Origin of the sequence: Pseudomonas sp. MWU16-30323, assembly GCF_020515595.1 — a bacterium.
GTDB classification, from domain to species: Bacteria; Pseudomonadota; Gammaproteobacteria; order Pseudomonadales; family Pseudomonadaceae; genus Aquipseudomonas; species Aquipseudomonas yamanorum.
Map to the genome: position 1 here is coordinate 1 of NZ_JAIWYM010000016.1, position 16,838 is coordinate 16,838.

Consider the following 16,838-nt stretch of genomic DNA (forward strand, 5'->3'; position numbering starts at 1 on the left):
CCTTTGCTTACTTTGGGCTGGGCCGGCATTCCGGCTTTTCCAAAGTGAGCCGCTGTAAGAGCGGAACCATAGGTGGCCGTTACCTAAATAACGGATATGTACACTCTCCAAAAAACCACAAATCCCCCACGGCCAAACTCAAAACTTCTCCCGCGAAATAAACCCCAACACCCCAGTATCCATCACCGGGTTAAACCGCACCCGGGTCGTAATGTCCTTCTCAATCTCACGCATCGCCACCTGCGGCAACGTCGAAATATCCGCATCCTCCCGAATCCGCGCCGGCGTCACCGACGAAGTCAAAAACGCCACCCCACGCTGTACCGACCACGCCAATGCAACCTGAGCCGGCGTCTTCTGCACCCGCCGTGCAATCCCGGTAATCACCGGCTCATCCAACACCCGCGGCTTCATCCCATGCCCCAGCGGCGCAAACGCCAACACCACAATCCCATGCTGCTTGCAGAACTCCAGTAACTCCCACTCCGGCAGATAAGGATGTGACTCCACCTGCACCACCGCAGGCTTTATCCGCGCCACCGCCACCAGCTCCCGCAGCGTTTCCAGGCTGATATCCGACAATCCGATGGACGCGCAGCGCCCCTCATCCACCAACCGCTCCAACACCCGCCACGTCTCGATCAGCGTCACGCCCGAGTCATACAGCACATGCCCAAACGCATCCCGTGGATGCAGCTCATCACCGGGCAAAAACGCAAACGGCGTATGGACCATGTAGCAGTCGATCACCTCCACCTGAAGCCTGCGGCAGCTGGCTTCAAACGCCGGCACCACTCGCTCGGGCCGATGGTTGTTGTTCCACAGCTTGGTGGTGATGAACAACTCATCACGCCGGACTTTGCCCGCTGCCACCGCGTCGTGAAGCGCAGCCCCCACCTGCGCCTCGTTACCATAACGCTCCGCACAATCGAAATGCCGAAAGCCCGCATCCACTGCATCCGTGACCGCCTGGGCGGTGGCCATCAGGTCCCTGAACAGCGTGCCGAAACCCACCGCCGGCATCGCGCCCGAGCCATGCTGCAAAGGAAAACGGGTATCGCGAAGTGCATCGTAATAGCTCATTTTTTTACTCCACTAGCGTTTGAAATCGTTGACCGAACGACCACCGAGCGCGACGAACAGGCGCACCGTGTCGAGGTGTTGGGCGGTGCTCGCGCGGATCTGCCCGAGCAAGGCCTGCTCATAGGCGCGCTGAGCCTCCAGCACTTGCAGCAGGCCGTTATCCCCTGCCCCATAGGCTTGCTGGTTCAGGCGCAAACTGTTGTCGGCGGCCTGCAGCGCGGCGGTCTGTGCCTGGGATTCCTCGGCGTCGTGGTGGATCGCCTGCAAGGTGTCCGCAACCTGGCCGAAGGACTGGATGACGGTCTGCTGATAGTGGGCGAGCGAAGCGTTGTAGCCCTCCACCGCCGCCAGGCGTTCGGCCTTGAGGGTGCCGCCGTCAAAGATCGGCCCCGCCAGCCCGGCGGCGAAATTCCAGAGTGCCGCACCGCCATTGCCCGACGCGGCCTGGGCCAATGAGGCGGACAGTTCCACATGGGGATAGAGATTGGCGGTGGCCACGCCGACCGCCGCACTGGCGGCACGCAGTTCGGCCTCGGCTTGCAGCACGTCGGGGCGATCGTGGGCCAGTTCGGACGGCAGGCTGACCGGCAACGTGGCGGCCGAGGCAAATTCAGCCAGGGTGAAGTCCGGCGCACGCCAATCCGCCGGGCCCTTGCCCGCCAAGATCGACAACGCATGCCGCGCCGCATCGCGCTGCTGGGCCAGTGGCGGCAACAGCGTGCGGTCCTGCGCCAGCCGCGTTTCGGCCAGGGACACATCCAGCTGCGTCGCCGCACCACTGTGTTGTGCCGCACGCACCAGTTCGAGGTTTTTCGCATCGGTGGCGAGCAAGGTCTGCACCGCTTCCATCTGTGCGCTGGCCGAGGCCATCAACAGTGCCTGGCTGGCGACGTCGCCCGTCAGCGTCAGGTACGCCGCTTCGAAGCGATGCTGCTGGAGATCGGCAAAGGCCTGCTGCTGCTCGACTCGGCGCCGGTTGCCGCCGAATACGTCGAGGTCGAAATTGACCTGCGGCCCGACGCCATAGAAATTCGCCACCGCTGGCCGAGCGGCGTTATGCACGCGCTGGCGGCCCGCTTGCGCGGCAAAAGCCACCTGCGGGAAAAGCGCCCCCTCCGCCGCCGCCACCGAGGCCGCGGCCTGGCGCAACGTGGCATCCGCTGCCGTCAGCTCAAGGTTACCGGCAATCGCCCGGCGCATGATGCTGTCGAGCTGATGGGAGTGGAAGGTCGACCACCAGTCGACGTTCACCTTCTGGTTGAACGAAACGTGCTGTTCAGCCTGCACGTCATAGTGCTGCGAAGCGCTAACGGACGGCGCCTTATAGTCCGGGCCAACCGAACACGCGGACAGGGTCATAACGGCCGTGATAACAAGCCCATGGGATTTCATTACGCACACTCCGGAAAACTAGTGGGTCGTGACAGGTTTACGCAGCAGCAGCACCAGCGGGCTCACCACCAGCATCGCCCACAGCAGGATCTTGAATTGGCCGAGCACCGCGATGAAAGCGGCCTGGCCGGTGATGGCTTCGTTCAGCGCAACGAATGCAGCCAGGGAGGTCGATGCCGGGACCGCATGCACGGTCAGGTGGCTGGCCAGCGCCACGTGCATCGCCTGGGTGTTGTTGAAGAAGAACCACTGCACCACCGCCACGCCGAGGGTGCTGCCGTAGACGCGGGACAGGTTGAACAGTCCGCTGCCTTCGGGGCGCAAGGTCGGGTCGAGGGTGCTGAACGCCACCCGGGAAAGCGCCGGCATCAGCATCCCCAGGCCGGCCCCCTGGATCGCGCCGGATACCGCCACCGGCCAGCCGTCCATCAGCGGTGAATAGCCAAGCATCGAGTGGTTGGCGTAGATCACCACGGCAATGCCGGCGACCACAAACGGGCGGCCATCGAGATGCGCGGGTACCCGGTTCATCAGCCAGAACGCACCCAGCAAGCCCAAGCCACGGGGAATGGTGAGGAAGCCTGTGGTGTCCGGCGGGAAGCCGAGCAGTTCATCCAGCATCGGCGAGGTCATCGCCATGGTCGGCAGCAGCACGAAGCCGACCGCGAAGAAGATGAGAGTCGACAGCACGAAGTTACGGTCACGCAGTAACCCCTTGCTGATGAAGTGTGTGCTGGCGGTAAACCGGTGCACTGTGAACAGGTAGAAACCCAGGGCACTGCCTGCGGCTTCCAGCCAGATTTCCGGCGAGTCGAACCACTCCAGGCGTTGGCCACGGTCGAGGAGCATTTGCAGGCCAATGACACCGAGGGTAAAGCTGCCGAACCCGAAGAAATCAAATGCCGGTGCGTTGGCGGCCTTCGTCTCTTCCTGCAACAACGCCACGATCAGCGCGATGCAGGCCAGCAGCGGCAGGCTGGCGTAGAACATCCAGTGCCAGCTGAAATGCTCGCTGATCCAACCGCCAATCGCCGGGCCGCTGACGATGCCCAGCAGCCCGATGGCCGTCCACAATGGGCCAAATTTTGGCCGTCGTGCCGGTGTCAATGTCTCGAGAGCGATGGCCATCGACAGAGGTGCCAATACGCCGCTGGCAGCCCCCTGGATGATCCGTGCGCCGACGAATTGCAGCGAGGTGGTGGCCTGTGTCGCGAGCAGCAGGCCGAGGGCGAGGATCACCATCGCCGCCTGGTAAACCGCCTTCACGCCGAAGCGCGCAGCAAGCCACTGAGCCACCGGCAACGTAATCGCGCTGGCCGCCAGGTACGACGTGAAGATCCACCCCGCCTCGTCATCCGTCATCGACAAACTGCCCTGCACAAACCGCAGGGCCGAGTTCGGCAGCGACACGTTGAGCGCCTGCAACCAGGTCACCAGCAAAGCCCCAAACCGGAGAGTACGTGCGCCATTCATGGGCCGGTCCTGATATCAACCGTCACCGTGGCGCTGGTGCCGGAGAACAGCGGCAAGTCCGCGTTGGCATCGTCCAGTTCCAGGCGCACCGGCACCCGCTGCACCACCTTGACCCAGTTGCCGGTGGCGTTTTCCGGCGGCAGTAGCGCGAAGTCGGCCCCGGCGCCCGGGCTCAGGCTGGTGATGTGCGCCTTGAAGGGATGGTCCGGGTAGGTGTCGAGTTTGATGGTTGCCTGCTGACCGGCGCGCATATGGGTCATCTGGGTTTCGCGGAAGTTGGCTTCAACCCAGGTACGACGTGGCGACAACAAAGCGAAGGCCGGCGCGCCGTTGTTCAGGTAGTCGCCGACCTGCACGTCATCCACCTTGGCCACCACGCCGTCGTCGGGTGCATAGACCGTCGCGTACGAGAGGTAGAGTTGCGCCTCATCGAGCTGCGCCTTGGCCTCGCGAATCGCCGGGTGACGGTCGATTTCAATGTCTGGATTGCCGTTCAAGGCCACCACGGTATTGGCGATCTGCTGCTCGATGGACGCCACGCGTTGCCGGGAAACTTTCAGGTCGGTATCGGCCCGCTCGAACACGGCCTGGGACACAAACTCGGTGGCCACCAGGGCCTTTTTGCGGGCGAACTCCTTCTGGTCGAAACCCGTCGATTCCTTGGCCGCCTGCAACTCCGCCTGCTGTTGCCGGTAGCTGGCCTTGAGGCCTTCGATCCGCAGGCGCGCCACGCTCAATTGAGCCTGGGCACGGTCGACCGCCACCTGGAATGGCTCGGGGTTGATCCGCAACAGCACCTGCCCTTTACGCACGGCCTGGTTGTCTTCCACGGCGATCTCCACCACCTGCCCCGAGACCCGCGCATTGATCGATGCCTTCGCTACTCGGGCATAGGCATTATCGGTGGATACGTACGGCGCATCCTTCAGGTAATACACATAGCCGGTCGCAGCGACGAGTACCGGAAAGCCCACCATCAACAGTGAGCGCCAGGGAGTGCGGATGGTGTTTTCCAACGTTTTGCTCATGATCGAATCACCTTTGCTGAGCCCGGGATTTCTGAGGGCTTTAATTTTGTGCAATGATGTAAGAATATCGACCCACCCACCTCTACTCAAGGATTTTTGTACGTCATGGCACAAAAAAAGATCACAGAGGCAAAAGGCCGTGGCCGCCCACGTGCCTACGACCCCGAAACGGCAATGCAAAAAGCCCTCGGGGTGTTTTGGAGTACGGGGTATTCCGGCGCCTCACTGGACAGCATCGCCACCGCCGCCGGGATGAACCGGCCAAGCCTGTATGCGGCGTTCGGCGACAAACACGCGATCTACCTCAAGGCGCTTGAGCAGTATTGGGGCCTCGCTTCAGCGGCCATCGACGAGGCGCTGGACGACCCGAGCCTGACCCTGGCAGAGGCGTTGATGCGCTTATATGAAGGCCAGTTGTCGATCTACTTTTCGGGGGATGGCGAGCCACGGGGCTGCTTTATCATCGGCACCGCCACCACGGAAGCGGTCGAGGATGCCGAGATTCGTGCCGTGCTTTTGCAGCGCCTCGACGCACTCGACGCCCATCTCGAAACCCGCCTGCGCACGGCCATTGAGGCCGGTGAATTGAAAGGTGGTGCAGACCCGGCGGCTGTCGCGGTACTCGCGGCCTCTTTGGTGCACAGCCTTTCGATTCGCGCACGGGCGGGCAAACCCCACGCCGAGCTGATCGCCCTGGCGCGCAATGCCGTGCAGGTCATCTGCGGATGAAGGAAGGCCTGGAAGACATTCTGGCCGAGCACCTAGCCGTGATTTTCTGCGGCATAAACCCTGGCCTGAAGGCCGCCGCCACCGGCCATCACTTCATGGGCAGGAGCAACCGGTTCTGGCGCACGCTGCACCTGGCCGGGTTTACGCCCCATGAAGTGCAGCCGGAAAATGACCGCACGATCCTGCAGTACCAGTGCGGCCTGACCACGGTGGTGGAGCGGCCTACGGCCCGGGCGGATCAGTTGTCAGTGGATGAATTCAAGGCAGCGGCGGCGAGTTTTGAACGCAAGATCACCCACTATGCACCGCAATTTGTAGCGTTTCTGGGAAAGGCAGCCTATAGCGCGTTGAGCGGGCAGAAGCAGATTGCCTGGGGGCTTCAACCGCACACCCTGGGGCGTGCGGCTGTGTGGGTTCTGCCCAATCCCAGCGGCAGGAACCTTGGGTTTACGCTCGACCAGTTGGTGCAGGCGTACCAACAATTAAGGCTGGCAACACTCAGTCCCGATTAGAACTCAGCTTCTCCCACAAAAAGCTGTAGACCAGCGCACTCATATGCGCAGCCTGTGCATTGTCCGCCGCCCCGCCGTGCCCACCTTCGATATTTTCGTAGTACGTCACGTCCTTGCCGGCGTCGATCATCTTCGCCGCCAGTTTGCGGGCGTGGGCTGGATGCACCCGGTCATCGCGGGTCGAGGTCAGGAAAAACACCGGCGGGTAGGCCTTCGCCGGATCGAACAGGTGATACGGCGAAAACGTCTGGATGTACGCCCACTCTTCAGGCTCGTCCGGGTTGCCGTATTCCCCCATCCACGACGCCCCGGCCAACAAGAGGTGGTAGCGCTGCATGTCGAGCAGGGGCACCTGGGAGACGATTGCACCAAACAGTTCAGGGTATTGGGTCAGCATATTGCCGACCAAGAGACCACCGTTACTGCCACCCTCCGCGCCCAGGTGTCGGGGCGAAGTAATCCCACGGCCGATCAGGTCACGGGCCACTGCGGCAAAATCCTCGTAGGCACGCGGACGGTTCTGCTTGAGTGCCGCCTGGTGCCAGCGAGGACCGTATTCACCGCCACCGCGAATGTTGGCAACCACATACACCCCGCCTTTCGAGAGCCAGGCGCGGCCTACTTCACCGGAGTAATGCGGGGTCAGGGAGTGTTCAAAACCGCCGTAGCCATAGAGCAAGGTCGGCGTCGTGCCATCGAGTGGCAAGTCTTTCCCGCGCACCACGAAATACGGCACACGGGTGCCATCCCTGGAGACCGCGAAGTGCTGCTCGACCAAGTGCCGGCTGGAGTCGAAGAATGCCGGCAGGGTTTTCAGTGCCTCGGGCGGATGACCGATCTCGGCGAGCGACAAGGTGGTCGGCGTCAGGTAGTCGGTGGTTACCAGCCAGACCGCATCACTGTCGTCGCTGTCCACCGCGCTGGCATACACCGTCCCCATGCCGGGCGCGCCGGTGAACGGGCTGCGCTGCCATCCGTTCGCGCCGGGAGTCAGCACACTGAGGCGATTCTTGACGTGATCGAGTACGTTCAGCACCAGGTGATTCAGCGTCCAGAAAAAACCCGCCAGCGAGGTGCTGTCCGTAGGGGTGAACAGCACGTCGAAATCCCGCTGGCCTGCCATGAAGCGATCAAACCGGATCGCCAGCAACGAGCCGGCCACAAACACCTCATCGAGCGCCCAGTCCTCCCGCAGTTCCAGCAGCAGCCAGTCTTTATGCACCGACTTTTCCGCCGAGTTTGGCGCGTCGATTTTACTTAACTGGCCGCCGTTGCCCCGCAGGTACAGTTCGTTGTCGTAGAACGCCAGCGTGCGGCTGACGAAATCACGCTCATAGCCCGGCGTATCATCGTGCATCGCCGCGATGTACATGTCATCCAGAGTGCCTTCGTAGACAACACGGGCGGCACTCAGCGGCGTACCGCGCTGCCAGTGTTTGACGATGCGCGGGTAGCCGGAGCGGGTCATCGTGCCCTCACCAAAATCGGTGAAGACATAGACGTTGTCACGGTCGATCCAGCCCAGGCCGCCCTTGGACTCGGGCAACTGGAAACCGTCCTCGACCCAGGTCTTGCTGGCCAGATCAAATTCCCGGGTGACACTCGCATCCGCCCCGCCGCGGGACAACGCCAGCAGGCAGCGCTGGTAGTCCGGGCGCAAATAGTCAGCACCGTGCCATACCCAGTTTTCGCCTTCGGTGGCGTTCAGTGCATCAAGGTCCAGCAGCGTTTCCCAGGCGGGCTGAGGCTTGCGGTACTCCTCAAGCGTGGTGCGACGCCACAGGCCCCGCGGGTGGGCGGCGTCCATCCAGAAGTTGTAGTAATAGGCGCCGACCTTGTCGACGTGGGGGATATTGCTGTCCGAGTCCAGCATCTCCAGCACGTCGGCCTTGATTTGCTGGAAGCTGTCGGAGCGGGCGAGCCGGTCTTCGGTCTTGAGGTTCTGGGCTTGCACCCAGTGCATCGATTGCTCGCCGTCGACGTCTTCAAGCCATTGGTAGGGATCGGTGGACGTTTCGGGAAGTTTTGACATGTTCGAATCCTGTCGAAAAGCAGAAATGGATAGCGCGTAGGGTGCCCGACTTTGATCCTTTTGAGCGATAAAAAAGCAAGTTTGCATGCCTGCCGAATATCGTCTGATTCGAGGACGTTCCTCAAACCGAAAGTGCCGGGCCAATGAGCCTGCTATCCTCACCACGCACCATGGCACTCATCCCGAAAGCATCGGGGTGGGCGCCCAAACACAAAAGGAGAATAATTGTGTTCCCATTGGATATTTGGCTGACCTATACCGCCGCCTGTCTGTTACTGGTGCTTTCCCCAGGGCCGGATAACCTGCTGGCAATCGCCAGGGGGCTCAGCCAGGGCAGACTGGCGGCAGCCATCTCAGGAATGGCTTCGGGCACCGGCATCCTCTTTCACGTGACAACCGCCTCCCTGGGGTTGACCCTCTTGATGCAGACCTCAGTGCTGGCCTTCTGGATCGTCAAGGTGATCGGGGCCAGCTACTTGCTTTGGCTCGGCATCAAAGTCTTGCGCTCGCGTAGCCTGATCAACTTTCAGCCTGCCGCGCGCCAGCCCTTGAAAAAAATATTCCTCACCGGCTTTCTGTCTGCGGCCCTGAATCCCAAGCCGGGCCTCTTTGTGCTCGCCTTCATTCCTCAGTTCGTCAACCCCAAGCTGGGCTCGGTCACCGTGCAAATGATGGTGTACGGCGCCTGGTTCGCCGGTTTGACCGCACTGGGCTTCGCCCTCATGGGGATTTTTGCGACGGGTCTTTCGGCGTGGCTGCAACGCAAGCCCAAGGTGGTCAACGGGCTTAACCTGGGCGCCGGCTTTACCTTCGTGGCCTCGGGGCTGTCGATCGCAGCGTTGAGCCAGAAGTAAAAACACCTTTGTGGCCGGCAAGCCCCGGTCAGATTCAAGGCAAAAAAAAGCCTGCATCTCTGCAGGCTTTTTCACTATCTGGCTCCACGACCTGGACTCGAACCAGGGACCCAATGATTAACAGTCATTTGCTCTACCAACTGAGCTATCGCGGAATGCGCCGTATGTTACTGATTGAAAAGGATAAGTCAAGCATTCAGTGAGTTTTTTGCTTCACCCAGGTGCGCTGCGCTGGAAAATCACCACGCCACTTCCTGTCACGACGCTGTCATACGTCAACGCCAACATCCGCAGATACCCCGCCCCCTACCCTCTTCTTGAAGGATGACACATGCACACTCGCTCAGGCCCGCCAGCGGTAAAAACCCTGCTTGCCCGCTTTATCGTTATCGGATGCAGCCTGACAGTGAGCGCGTGTGACAGTGTGACCGGAAGCGCGCCTGCGGCCTCTGGTTCCTTCAAAACCCTGGACGGTACACCGCCGTTGGTTATCGGCCATCGCGGCCTGCCAGGACTGTACCCGGAAGAAACCCGGGCCTCCTACGAGCATGCCGCCGACGCTGGTGCGGATTCGCTGGAGCTGGACCTGCACATGACCAAGGACTGTGTATTGGTGGCTCGGCACAATCCCTGGTTGAGCGACAACACCAACATCAGCGACGTCGCGAAGACCAATCCAGAAGTTGCACGCCGCAAGCGCACGGTTCCCGGTGTACTGGTTAACGTCAAATATCCCGCCACTGCAGAAAATGGCCCGGCCCAATACCTCAGTGATCTGACGAACCCCAACGATCCAAAATCCGTGTTGAAGTCCTTGATCGTGGATGGCGAAGACCATACCAACGACTGGTCAATCAGCGATTTCACCCTGGCCGAACTCAAGCAATGGATCGGCGGCACGACGTACGACGCCCGCGACGAGCGTCCGACCGAACTCAACGGCAAGCTGCCGATCCTGAGTTTCCAGGAAGTGATCGACATCGCAAAAGCCAAAAGCGCCGCCACAGGCCGTGTGATTACCACCTACCCGGAAAGCAAGAACCCGATCTGGAACAACGCCCAGGCCATCGCCAATGGTTGCGGCGCGCCGGGCAGTCATCCGTTCGAAGCGGCGTTTCTCAAGACCCTTAAAGACAACAACCTCAATCGCAAAGACGCGCCGGTGTTTGTGCAGAGCTTCGACCCGAACAGCCTGAAGTACCTTCGCTCTATCGGCCTGCAATCCAGGGCGGTGCAGTTGGTGGATGGGAACGGTGTGAACTTCAAGACCGGCGAGACCATTTTCATCACGGACAAACCCAACACTTTCGTCAGCGGCCGCCCCTACAGCTGGACCGTCGCCGGCGATCCACGCGCCTTTGGTGCGATGCTGACGCCGGCCGGGTTGGCCGAGGTCAAGACCTACGCCGACGGCATCGGGCCGTGGAAGCCGCAGGCGATGGCGCTGACCACCTCTTCAGCGCAAAACCCGGGTTTGCCCGAGGTCGACACCTTCAAGCCGACCAGCCTGATCAGCGATGCCCACAAGGCCGGTTTGTTCGTCCATATCTTCACCTTCCGCAACGAAGCGAAGTACCTGGCCGGTGCCTACAAGGGCAATCCGGCGGCCGAATACCTGGCCTTCTTCCGGGCGGGCGTTGATGGTGTATTTACGGACTTCACGCCGACGGCCGTTGCAGCCCGAAATACCTACCTTAAAGAAGTCGCGCGCTAAACAATCAGCCAGATGGATGGCGGCCCTCCGGGCCGCCATTGTTCAGTCCAACTGCTCGATCACCCCACCCGCCTTGAGCTGCACCAACTGCTCCGCCGACAACCCCAGGCGCTCGCCAAGCACTTCATCGGTGTGCTGCCCCAACATCGGCGCCGGCCTCACATACTCCACCGGCGTGCCCGACATCTTGATCGGGCTGCCGACCATGGCGAACTCCGGATTCCTGGGATGCGGGATCTTCACCATCAAGCCCCGGGCAATCACCTGGGGTTCTTCCAGGGATTGCGCGATGTTGTTGATCGCCCCCACCGGCACCTTCGACGCGTGAATGCTCGCCACCCACTCGTCCGCCGTACGCTGCAGAAAATGCGCCGACAACAGCTCGACAATCTCCGCCCGATGCGCGACCCGATCGGCATTACGCCGAAAGCGCGGATCATCCGGCAAGTGCGGCAAGCCTATGCTGTGGCACAGCGCAATAAACTGGCTGTCGTTGCCGCAGGCGATAATGAAGTCGCGGTCTGCCGCACGGAACACCTGGTACGGCACGATGTTGGCGTGGGCGTTGCCGTACCGCTGCGGCACCTTGCCCGAGGCCAGGTAGTTCATGCTCTGGTTGGCCAGGGTTGCCACTTGTACGTCCAGCAGGGCCATGTCGATGTGTTGGCCGACGCCGGTGCGTTCGCGGCTGAGCAGTGCGGCCTGGATGGCGACGGTGGAATACAGGCCGGTCATCAGGTCGGAAAACGCCACGCCGACTTTTTGCGGGCCGCCGCCGGGCAGGTCGTCGCGTTCGCCGGTGATGCTCATCAGGCCGCCGATGCCCTGGATGATGAAGTCGTAGCCGGGCTCTTCGGCACGCGGGCCGGTCTGGCCGAAGCCGGTGATGGAGCAATACACCAACCGTGGGTTGATCTCGGCCAGGGTCGCGTAATCCAGGCCATAACGCGCCAGGGAGCCGGCCTTGTAGTTTTCGATCAGTACGTCGGAGCTGGCCGCCAGGGCTCGCACCAGTTCCTGGCCTTCGGAGGTGGCGAGGTCGATGGCCACGGATAATTTGCCGCGGTTGGTGGACTGGTAATAAGACGCCTGTCCGGACGACTCGCCGGTGTCGGTCTTCATCCACGGCGGGCCCCAACCACGGGTGTCGTCACCGCTCTGTGGCCGTTCGATCTTGATCACTTCCGCGCCGAGGTCAGCCAACACCTGGCCACACCAGGGCCCGGCCAATACCCGGCTTAAATCCAGCACCCGCAAACCTGTCAATGCACCCATTATTCTTGTCCTGTGATGAGTCGAAATCAGCCGACTGCCGGCTCTTCATGACGCAGGGAAATCCCCAGCACGGCACGCCGCCGCAGCCAGGGGCTGGGGCGATAACGTGGGTCGTGGGTGAGTTCGCTCATGCGCTGCAAAATCGTGAGGATGCGCCGGGGCCCGAGGGCATCGCCCCACGCCAGCGGCCCCTGCGGGTAACCCAGGCCGAGGTGTACGGCCTGGTCGATGTCGTCGACGCTGGCGATGCGTTGCTGGGCGATATCGCAGGCCAGGTTGACCACCATCGCCAAGGTGCGCTGGGCGACGAAGCCGAAGCTGTCGCTGATCACTGTCACGCCCACCCCGTCACTGGCGAGCAGCGCGTGGGCGGCGTCGCGGGTGGCGGTGGAGGTCAGCGGGTTTTGCATCAGGGTGCGATGGCGTGACAGGTCGGTCAGCAGGTCGATGCACAGGGTGCGCGCCGGGTCGGTGTGGAAGCGTTCGCTGGCCGATGTGGCATCGAGGCCGTAAGGCGCCAGCAGGCACAACGCTTCAGGCGAAGGTTGCGCCGCGCTTTCAAGGTGCGCGCCCAACTCGATCACCAAGGCGCTCAGGCGCTCGTAGTCGTCGGCGTCTTCGGTGGCGATCCATACCGGCGGCAACGGCTTCACTGAAGGCACCGGCTGCGACTGCGGGCCGTCGACCACCTGGCCATTTTCATAACGGTAGAAGCCCTGCCCGCTCTTGCGTCCCAGGCGTCCGCCCACCAGCATCTGGCGGGTCAGGGGCGACGGTTTGTAGCGCGCTTCTTGATAGAACTGGTTGTAGATCGACTCCATCACCGGGTGGGAAACGTCGAGCCCGGTGAGGTCGAGCAATTCCAGCGGCCCCATGGGAAAGCCTGCACCTTCACGCAGGATACGGTCGATATCGCCGCGCTCGGCAATGCCTTCATCGAGCATTTTCAAGGCTTCGGTACCGTAGGCACGGCCAGCGTGGTTGACGATAAAGCCCGGGGTGTCCTTGGCACGCACACCGCGATGGCCGGTGCGGGCCACGAAGGCCAGCAGGTCGTCACCGACCTTCGGCGCAGTGGCCAGGCCGTCGATCACTTCGACGACGCGCATCAACGGCACCGGGTTGAAGAAGTGCAGACCGGCCACCCGCTCAGGGTGTTGGCAGCCGGTGGCGATGGCCGTGACCGACAGCGACGAGGTGTTGGTGGCGAGGATGCAACCCGCGCTGACCACGCCTTCCAGTTGCTGCAACAGGCCGCGCTTGGCGTCGAGGTTTTCGACGATCGCCTCCACCACCAGGTCGCAGTCGTGCAGCGCCTCAACCGTGGCGGCGACGTGCAGGTTCTCCAACGCGGCGTCCATCGCCGCCTGGGTGATCTTGCCCTTGGCGGCCAGCTTTGAAAGCGTCGCGCCGAGGTTGTCCCGAGCGGTTTGCGCGGCGCCATCGCGGGCATCGAACAAGTGCACCAACACGCCCGCCTGGGCGGCAATCTGTGCGATTCCGGCGCCCATCACGCCGGTGCCTACCAGGCCCATGATCTTGATTGAATCCGTCATCGTCATTCCCCCAGGTAGTTCGCGGTGCGTTTTTCGAAGAACGCCGCGGCGCCCTCCTTCTGGTCTGCCGAATCGAACAGCAGTTGAAAGGCCTTGCGCTCCAGCACCAGCGCACTTTCCAGCGGCAGGTCGGCGCCAGCGAGCATCACTTCCTTGATCTGCTCCACCGCCAGCGGCGGCAACGCAGCGATCTGCGCGGCCAGTTCCAGGGCGCGAGGGATAGTCTGGTCATCCGCCACCACTTCGCTGAGCATGCCCATGGCGAGGGCTTCCGGCGCCTTGACCATGCAGCCGGTCAACGCGATGCGCATGGCCTGGAACTTGCCCACGGCGCGTACCAGGCGCTGGGTGCCACCGGCGCCCGGCATCAGGCCCAACTTGACCTCGGGTTGAGCGAACCGCGCCGACTCTCCGGCGACGATCAGGTCGCAATGCATGGCCAGCTCACAACCGCCCCCCAGGGCAAAACCGTTCACCGCAGCGATCACCGGCTTCGGGCAGCGGCTGATGGCTTCCCACAAATACTCGGTGTGCCGGCGGTACATCTCGATCGGCGTGGCGCTGGCGAATTCCTTGATGTCGGCACCGGCGACGAAGAACTGATCGCCGCCGGTGAGCACGATGGCGCGCACATCACGACGCTTGGCCAGGGCACGAAAATGCTCGGCCAGTGCTTCGCGAACCTGGGCGTTCAAGGCGTTTTTCACGTCGGGACGGTGGATGCGTACCACGGCGACGCCATTGTCCTGGACGTCGAGGTGCACTACGGGTGGGTCGAGGCTGGCCACAAGTTCTCCTGCTGCAATGTTCTTGTTAGTTCGGATATCGATAGTTTCGCTATGCGAAACAACATTCCGTATTTAGCGATAATCATAAGGACCGACTCATCGCGATGTAAACGTAAAAACCTGATCCACCCGTAAATCGGGCTATAACTCGTTGTTTAGACGGGTTTTATTAAACAAAAAGACAATCAAGCGCCGAGTTGCTTAGTTTCGCTGTGCGGAATACAATTTTGTTTTGTTGATTTTCTAAAAAAAGGGGGACTAACATGCGCCGTCGAAACCTGGACCCGAACACACCCGAAACACCTGCCGGCAACCACGGGTTCGAGCACTTGCTGATCGATCCGATGAATGCCGACGAGGAGGAAGACAAGGACCGCCAGTTCGTCACCGCCCTGGCCCGAGGCCTGGAATTGCTGCGCTGCTTCACCCCCAGCGAAAGCGTGCTGGGTAACCAGGAGCTGGCGCGCAAGACCGGGCTGCCAAAGCCGACGATTACACGGATGACCCATACGCTGACCCGCTTGGGCTATCTCAAGCACCTGCCGCAGTCGGGCCGGTATCAGCTGGATGTAGGGGTGATGGCGTTCGGTTACGCGATGCTGTCGAACCTATCGGTGCGGGCTGTGGCCCATCCGCTGATGGAGACGATGGCCAAGTACGCCCAGGCCGCGGTGGCCATGGCGACCCGCGACCGTTTGGACATGGTGTACCTGGACGTGGTCCAGGGCGAAGCCAACATGACCATGCGCCGCCAGGTCGGTACACGGTTGCCGTTGCACTTGAGTTCCGCAGGCCGCGCCTGCCTGGCAGCGATGCCGGAAAACGAGCGGGAATTTATCCTCGACCATATCCGCCAGCGTCACCTGGAGGACTGGCCGGGCATCAGGAAGGGCCTGGAACGGGCCTTCCGGGATTACACCGATTTCGGCTACTGCATGTCGATCGGTGAGTGGCACCGCGATGTAAACGCCATCGCCGTACCGCTGCTGCATGCACAACATGGACTGCTGACGTTCAACTGTGGCGGACCGAGTTTTCACCTTTCCCGGGAGAAACTCGAGGACGACATCGGGCCCCGTCTCAAGCACATGGTGAACAACATCGAGGCCGCCGCCCGCTAGACAGATCGGTGCAAGGCCTCGGCAGATTGACGACAACAGGCCCGCCGAACGGGCCGCTGAGGAATGCACATGATCCGAGACCCCGAAACGCTTCATCTGTTGCTGGAAACCCTCCAGCAGTTCGTCAACGAAGCGCTGATCCCACGGGAAAACGAACTGGCCGAGACCGATGACGTCCCGGCGGATATCGTCAGCCAGTTCCGCGAGTTGGGCCTGTTCGGCCTGACCCTGCCCGAAGCCTACGGCGGCCTCGGGCTGACCATGGAAGAAGAGGTGAACGTGGCCTTTGAACTGGGGCGCACCTCTCCGGCATTCCGCTCCTACTTCGGCACCAACAACGGCATCGGCTCCATCGGCATCCTGCTGGACGGCACCGAGGCGCAGAAGCAGCACTACCTGCCGAAACTGGCCAGCGGCGAGTTGCTCAGCTCGTTCTGCCTGACCGAACCGGACTCCGGCTCCGACGCCGCCTCGCTGAAAACCACGGCGGTGCGCGACGGTGACCACTACCTCATCAACGGCACCAAGCGCTTTATCACCAACGCCCCCCACGCCGGGATCTACACGGTGATGGCCCGTACCAACCCGGACATCAAGGGCTCGGGCGGCATCAGTGCGTTTATCGTCGAGCGCAACACGCCAGGCCTGTCCCTGGGCAAGCGTGACCACAAGATGGGCCAGAAAGGCGCCCACACCTGCGACGTGATTTTCGACAACGTGCGCGTGCCGGCCGACCAGTTGATCGGCGGCGTCGAAGGCGTGGGGTTCAAGACCGCGATGAAGGTGCTCGATAAGGGGCGCCTGCACATTGCCGCCGTCAGCGTCGCAGCCGCCGAACGCATGCTCAACGATGCACTGAACTACGCCCTGGAACGCAAACAGTTCGGCCAGCCGATTGCCGAGTTCCAGCTGATCCAGGCGATGCTCGCCGACAGCAAGGCCGAAATCTACGCCGCCCGCTGCATGGTGGTGGACGCTGCGCGCAAGCGTGATGAAGGCCAGAACATCAGCACCGAAGCGTCCTGCTCGAAGATGTTCGCCACGGAAATGTGCGGCCGGGTGGCCGACCGTTGCGTGCAGATTCACGGCGGTGCCGGGTATGTGAGCGAGTACGCCATCGAGCGGTTCTATCGCGATGTGCGCTTGTTCCGGCTGTATGAAGGCACCACGCAGATCCAGCAATTGGTGATCGCCCGCAACATGATTCGCGAGGCCAAGCACTAAACCTCCAGGAACAACACAGAACCCATGTGGGAGCTGGCTTGCCTGCGATGCAGACAA

General features: G+C 61.9%; 14 protein-coding genes and 1 tRNA gene. 6 read left to right on the top strand and 9 right to left on the bottom strand.

Annotation, left to right across the window (positions count from 1 at the left end):
• Window positions 1–138 precede the first annotated feature (138 nt).
• Genes LIY45_RS18640 through LIY45_RS18655 form a run of 4 tightly spaced genes read right to left on the bottom strand, consistent with a single transcriptional unit; the run spans window position 139 to window position 5,066 of the window.
• A complete protein-coding gene (locus tag LIY45_RS18640; RefSeq protein WP_226477186.1) occupies window positions 139–1,083 on the bottom strand; it encodes an aldo/keto reductase in 945 nt (314 codons plus the stop codon).
• A gap of 12 nt (window positions 1,084–1,095) precedes the next feature.
• A complete protein-coding gene (locus LIY45_RS18645) occupies window positions 1,096–2,442 on the bottom strand; it encodes an efflux transporter outer membrane subunit (protein WP_260525376.1) in 1,347 nt (448 codons plus the stop codon).
• Between the two features lie 51 nt (window positions 2,443–2,493).
• Window positions 2,494–3,948: an MFS transporter gene (locus LIY45_RS18650; RefSeq protein ID WP_226477188.1), complete on the bottom strand. Its 1,455-nt coding sequence runs from the start codon at window positions 3,946–3,948 to the stop codon at window positions 2,494–2,496.
• The gene (locus LIY45_RS18655; RefSeq protein ID WP_346269017.1) at window positions 3,945–5,066 is read right to left on the bottom strand and encodes an HlyD family secretion protein; all 1,122 of its coding nucleotides are present in this window, start codon (window positions 5,064–5,066) and stop codon (window positions 3,945–3,947) included. Before LIY45_RS18655 ends, LIY45_RS18650 begins: the two co-directional genes overlap by 4 nt.
• 15 nt (window positions 5,067–5,081) lie before the next feature.
• Here LIY45_RS18655 and LIY45_RS18660 point away from each other — a divergent pair, with 15 nt between their 5' ends.
• Window positions 5,082–5,705, top strand: a complete 624-nt coding sequence (locus LIY45_RS18660) for a TetR/AcrR family transcriptional regulator (RefSeq protein ID WP_017476217.1) — start codon at window positions 5,082–5,084, stop codon at window positions 5,703–5,705.
• Window positions 5,702–6,217 (top strand): G/U mismatch-specific DNA glycosylase, encoded by a 516-nt coding sequence (gene mug, locus LIY45_RS18665; RefSeq protein ID WP_226477190.1) that lies wholly within the window; start codon window positions 5,702–5,704, stop codon window positions 6,215–6,217. The genes LIY45_RS18660 and mug overlap by 4 nt, the downstream gene beginning before the upstream one ends.
• Here the strand turns inward: mug and LIY45_RS18670 are convergent.
• Window positions 6,204–8,249 (bottom strand): prolyl oligopeptidase family serine peptidase, encoded by a 2,046-nt coding sequence (locus LIY45_RS18670; protein ID WP_226477191.1) that lies wholly within the window; start codon window positions 8,247–8,249, stop codon window positions 6,204–6,206. The two genes, mug and LIY45_RS18670, sit on opposite strands and share 14 nt — an antisense overlap.
• A 227-nt stretch (window positions 8,250–8,476) precedes the next feature.
• Between LIY45_RS18670 and LIY45_RS18675 the strand changes: the two genes are divergently transcribed.
• On the top strand, window positions 8,477–9,103 hold the full coding sequence (locus tag LIY45_RS18675; protein WP_026077815.1) for a LysE family translocator: 627 nt from the start codon (window positions 8,477–8,479) through the stop codon (window positions 9,101–9,103).
• Window positions 9,104–9,182: 79 nt separating this feature from the next.
• Here LIY45_RS18675 and LIY45_RS18680 read toward each other — a convergent pair.
• Window positions 9,183–9,258 (bottom strand) — tRNA-Asn (locus LIY45_RS18680).
• Between the two features lie 176 nt (window positions 9,259–9,434).
• On the opposite strand from LIY45_RS18680, the gene LIY45_RS18685 reads away from it, so the two are divergent.
• Window positions 9,435–10,817, top strand: coding sequence for a glycerophosphodiester phosphodiesterase family protein (locus LIY45_RS18685; protein ID WP_226477192.1), 1,383 nt, complete (start codon window positions 9,435–9,437; stop codon window positions 10,815–10,817).
• A 42-nt stretch (window positions 10,818–10,859) separates the two neighbouring features.
• Here the strand turns inward: LIY45_RS18685 and LIY45_RS18690 are convergent, their stop codons facing one another.
• Genes LIY45_RS18690 through LIY45_RS18700 form a run of 3 tightly spaced genes read right to left on the bottom strand, consistent with a single transcriptional unit; the run spans window position 10,860 to window position 14,436 of the window.
• On the bottom strand, window positions 10,860–12,092 hold the full coding sequence (locus LIY45_RS18690; protein ID WP_226477193.1) for a CaiB/BaiF CoA-transferase family protein: 1,233 nt from the start codon (window positions 12,090–12,092) through the stop codon (window positions 10,860–10,862).
• A gap of 26 nt (window positions 12,093–12,118) precedes the next feature.
• Window positions 12,119–13,648 (bottom strand): 3-hydroxyacyl-CoA dehydrogenase, encoded by a 1,530-nt coding sequence (locus LIY45_RS18695; protein ID WP_226477194.1) that lies wholly within the window; start codon window positions 13,646–13,648, stop codon window positions 12,119–12,121.
• Window positions 13,649–13,650: 2 nt separating this feature from the next.
• Window positions 13,651–14,436, bottom strand: a complete 786-nt coding sequence (locus LIY45_RS18700; RefSeq protein ID WP_226477195.1) for an enoyl-CoA hydratase — start codon at window positions 14,434–14,436, stop codon at window positions 13,651–13,653.
• 263 nt (window positions 14,437–14,699) lie between these two features.
• Between LIY45_RS18700 and LIY45_RS18705 the strand changes: the two genes are divergently transcribed.
• Window positions 14,700–15,557 carry an IclR family transcriptional regulator gene (locus tag LIY45_RS18705; protein WP_226477196.1) on the top strand — a complete coding sequence of 286 codons (858 nt, stop codon included), beginning with the start codon at window positions 14,700–14,702 and terminating at the stop codon, window positions 15,555–15,557.
• 69 nt (window positions 15,558–15,626) lie between these two features.
• Complete coding sequence (locus tag LIY45_RS18710; protein WP_226477197.1) at window positions 15,627–16,781, top strand: acyl-CoA dehydrogenase family protein; 1,155 nt, start codon at window positions 15,627–15,629, stop codon at window positions 16,779–16,781.
• Window positions 16,782–16,838 lie beyond the last annotated feature (57 nt).

What these genes read in the sequence shown, in the direction of transcription:
- LIY45_RS18640 (WP_226477186.1), bottom strand. Translation starts at nt 1,083, where the DNA reads ATGAGCTATTACGATGCACTTCGCGATACCCGTTTTCCTTTGCAGCAT.
- LIY45_RS18645 (WP_260525376.1), bottom strand. Translation starts at nt 2,442, where the DNA reads ATGACCCTGTCCGCGTGTTCGGTTGGCCCGGACTATAAGGCGCCGTCC.
- LIY45_RS18650 (WP_226477188.1), bottom strand. Translation starts at nt 3,948, where the DNA reads ATGAATGGCGCACGTACTCTCCGGTTTGGGGCTTTGCTGGTGACCTGG.
- LIY45_RS18660 (WP_017476217.1), top strand. Translation starts at nt 5,082, where the DNA reads ATGGCACAAAAAAAGATCACAGAGGCAAAAGGCCGTGGCCGCCCACGT.
- mug (WP_226477190.1), top strand. Translation starts at nt 5,702, where the DNA reads ATGAAGGAAGGCCTGGAAGACATTCTGGCCGAGCACCTAGCCGTGATT.
- LIY45_RS18670 (WP_226477191.1), bottom strand. Translation starts at nt 8,249, where the DNA reads ATGTCAAAACTTCCCGAAACGTCCACCGATCCCTACCAATGGCTTGAA.
- LIY45_RS18685 (WP_226477192.1), top strand. Translation starts at nt 9,435, where the DNA reads ATGCACACTCGCTCAGGCCCGCCAGCGGTAAAAACCCTGCTTGCCCGC.
- LIY45_RS18690 (WP_226477193.1), bottom strand. Translation starts at nt 12,092, where the DNA reads ATGGGTGCATTGACAGGTTTGCGGGTGCTGGATTTAAGCCGGGTATTG.
- LIY45_RS18695 (WP_226477194.1), bottom strand. Translation starts at nt 13,648, where the DNA reads ATGACGGATTCAATCAAGATCATGGGCCTGGTAGGCACCGGCGTGATG.
- LIY45_RS18705 (WP_226477196.1), top strand. Translation starts at nt 14,700, where the DNA reads ATGCGCCGTCGAAACCTGGACCCGAACACACCCGAAACACCTGCCGGC.
- LIY45_RS18710 (WP_226477197.1), top strand. Translation starts at nt 15,627, where the DNA reads ATGATCCGAGACCCCGAAACGCTTCATCTGTTGCTGGAAACCCTCCAG.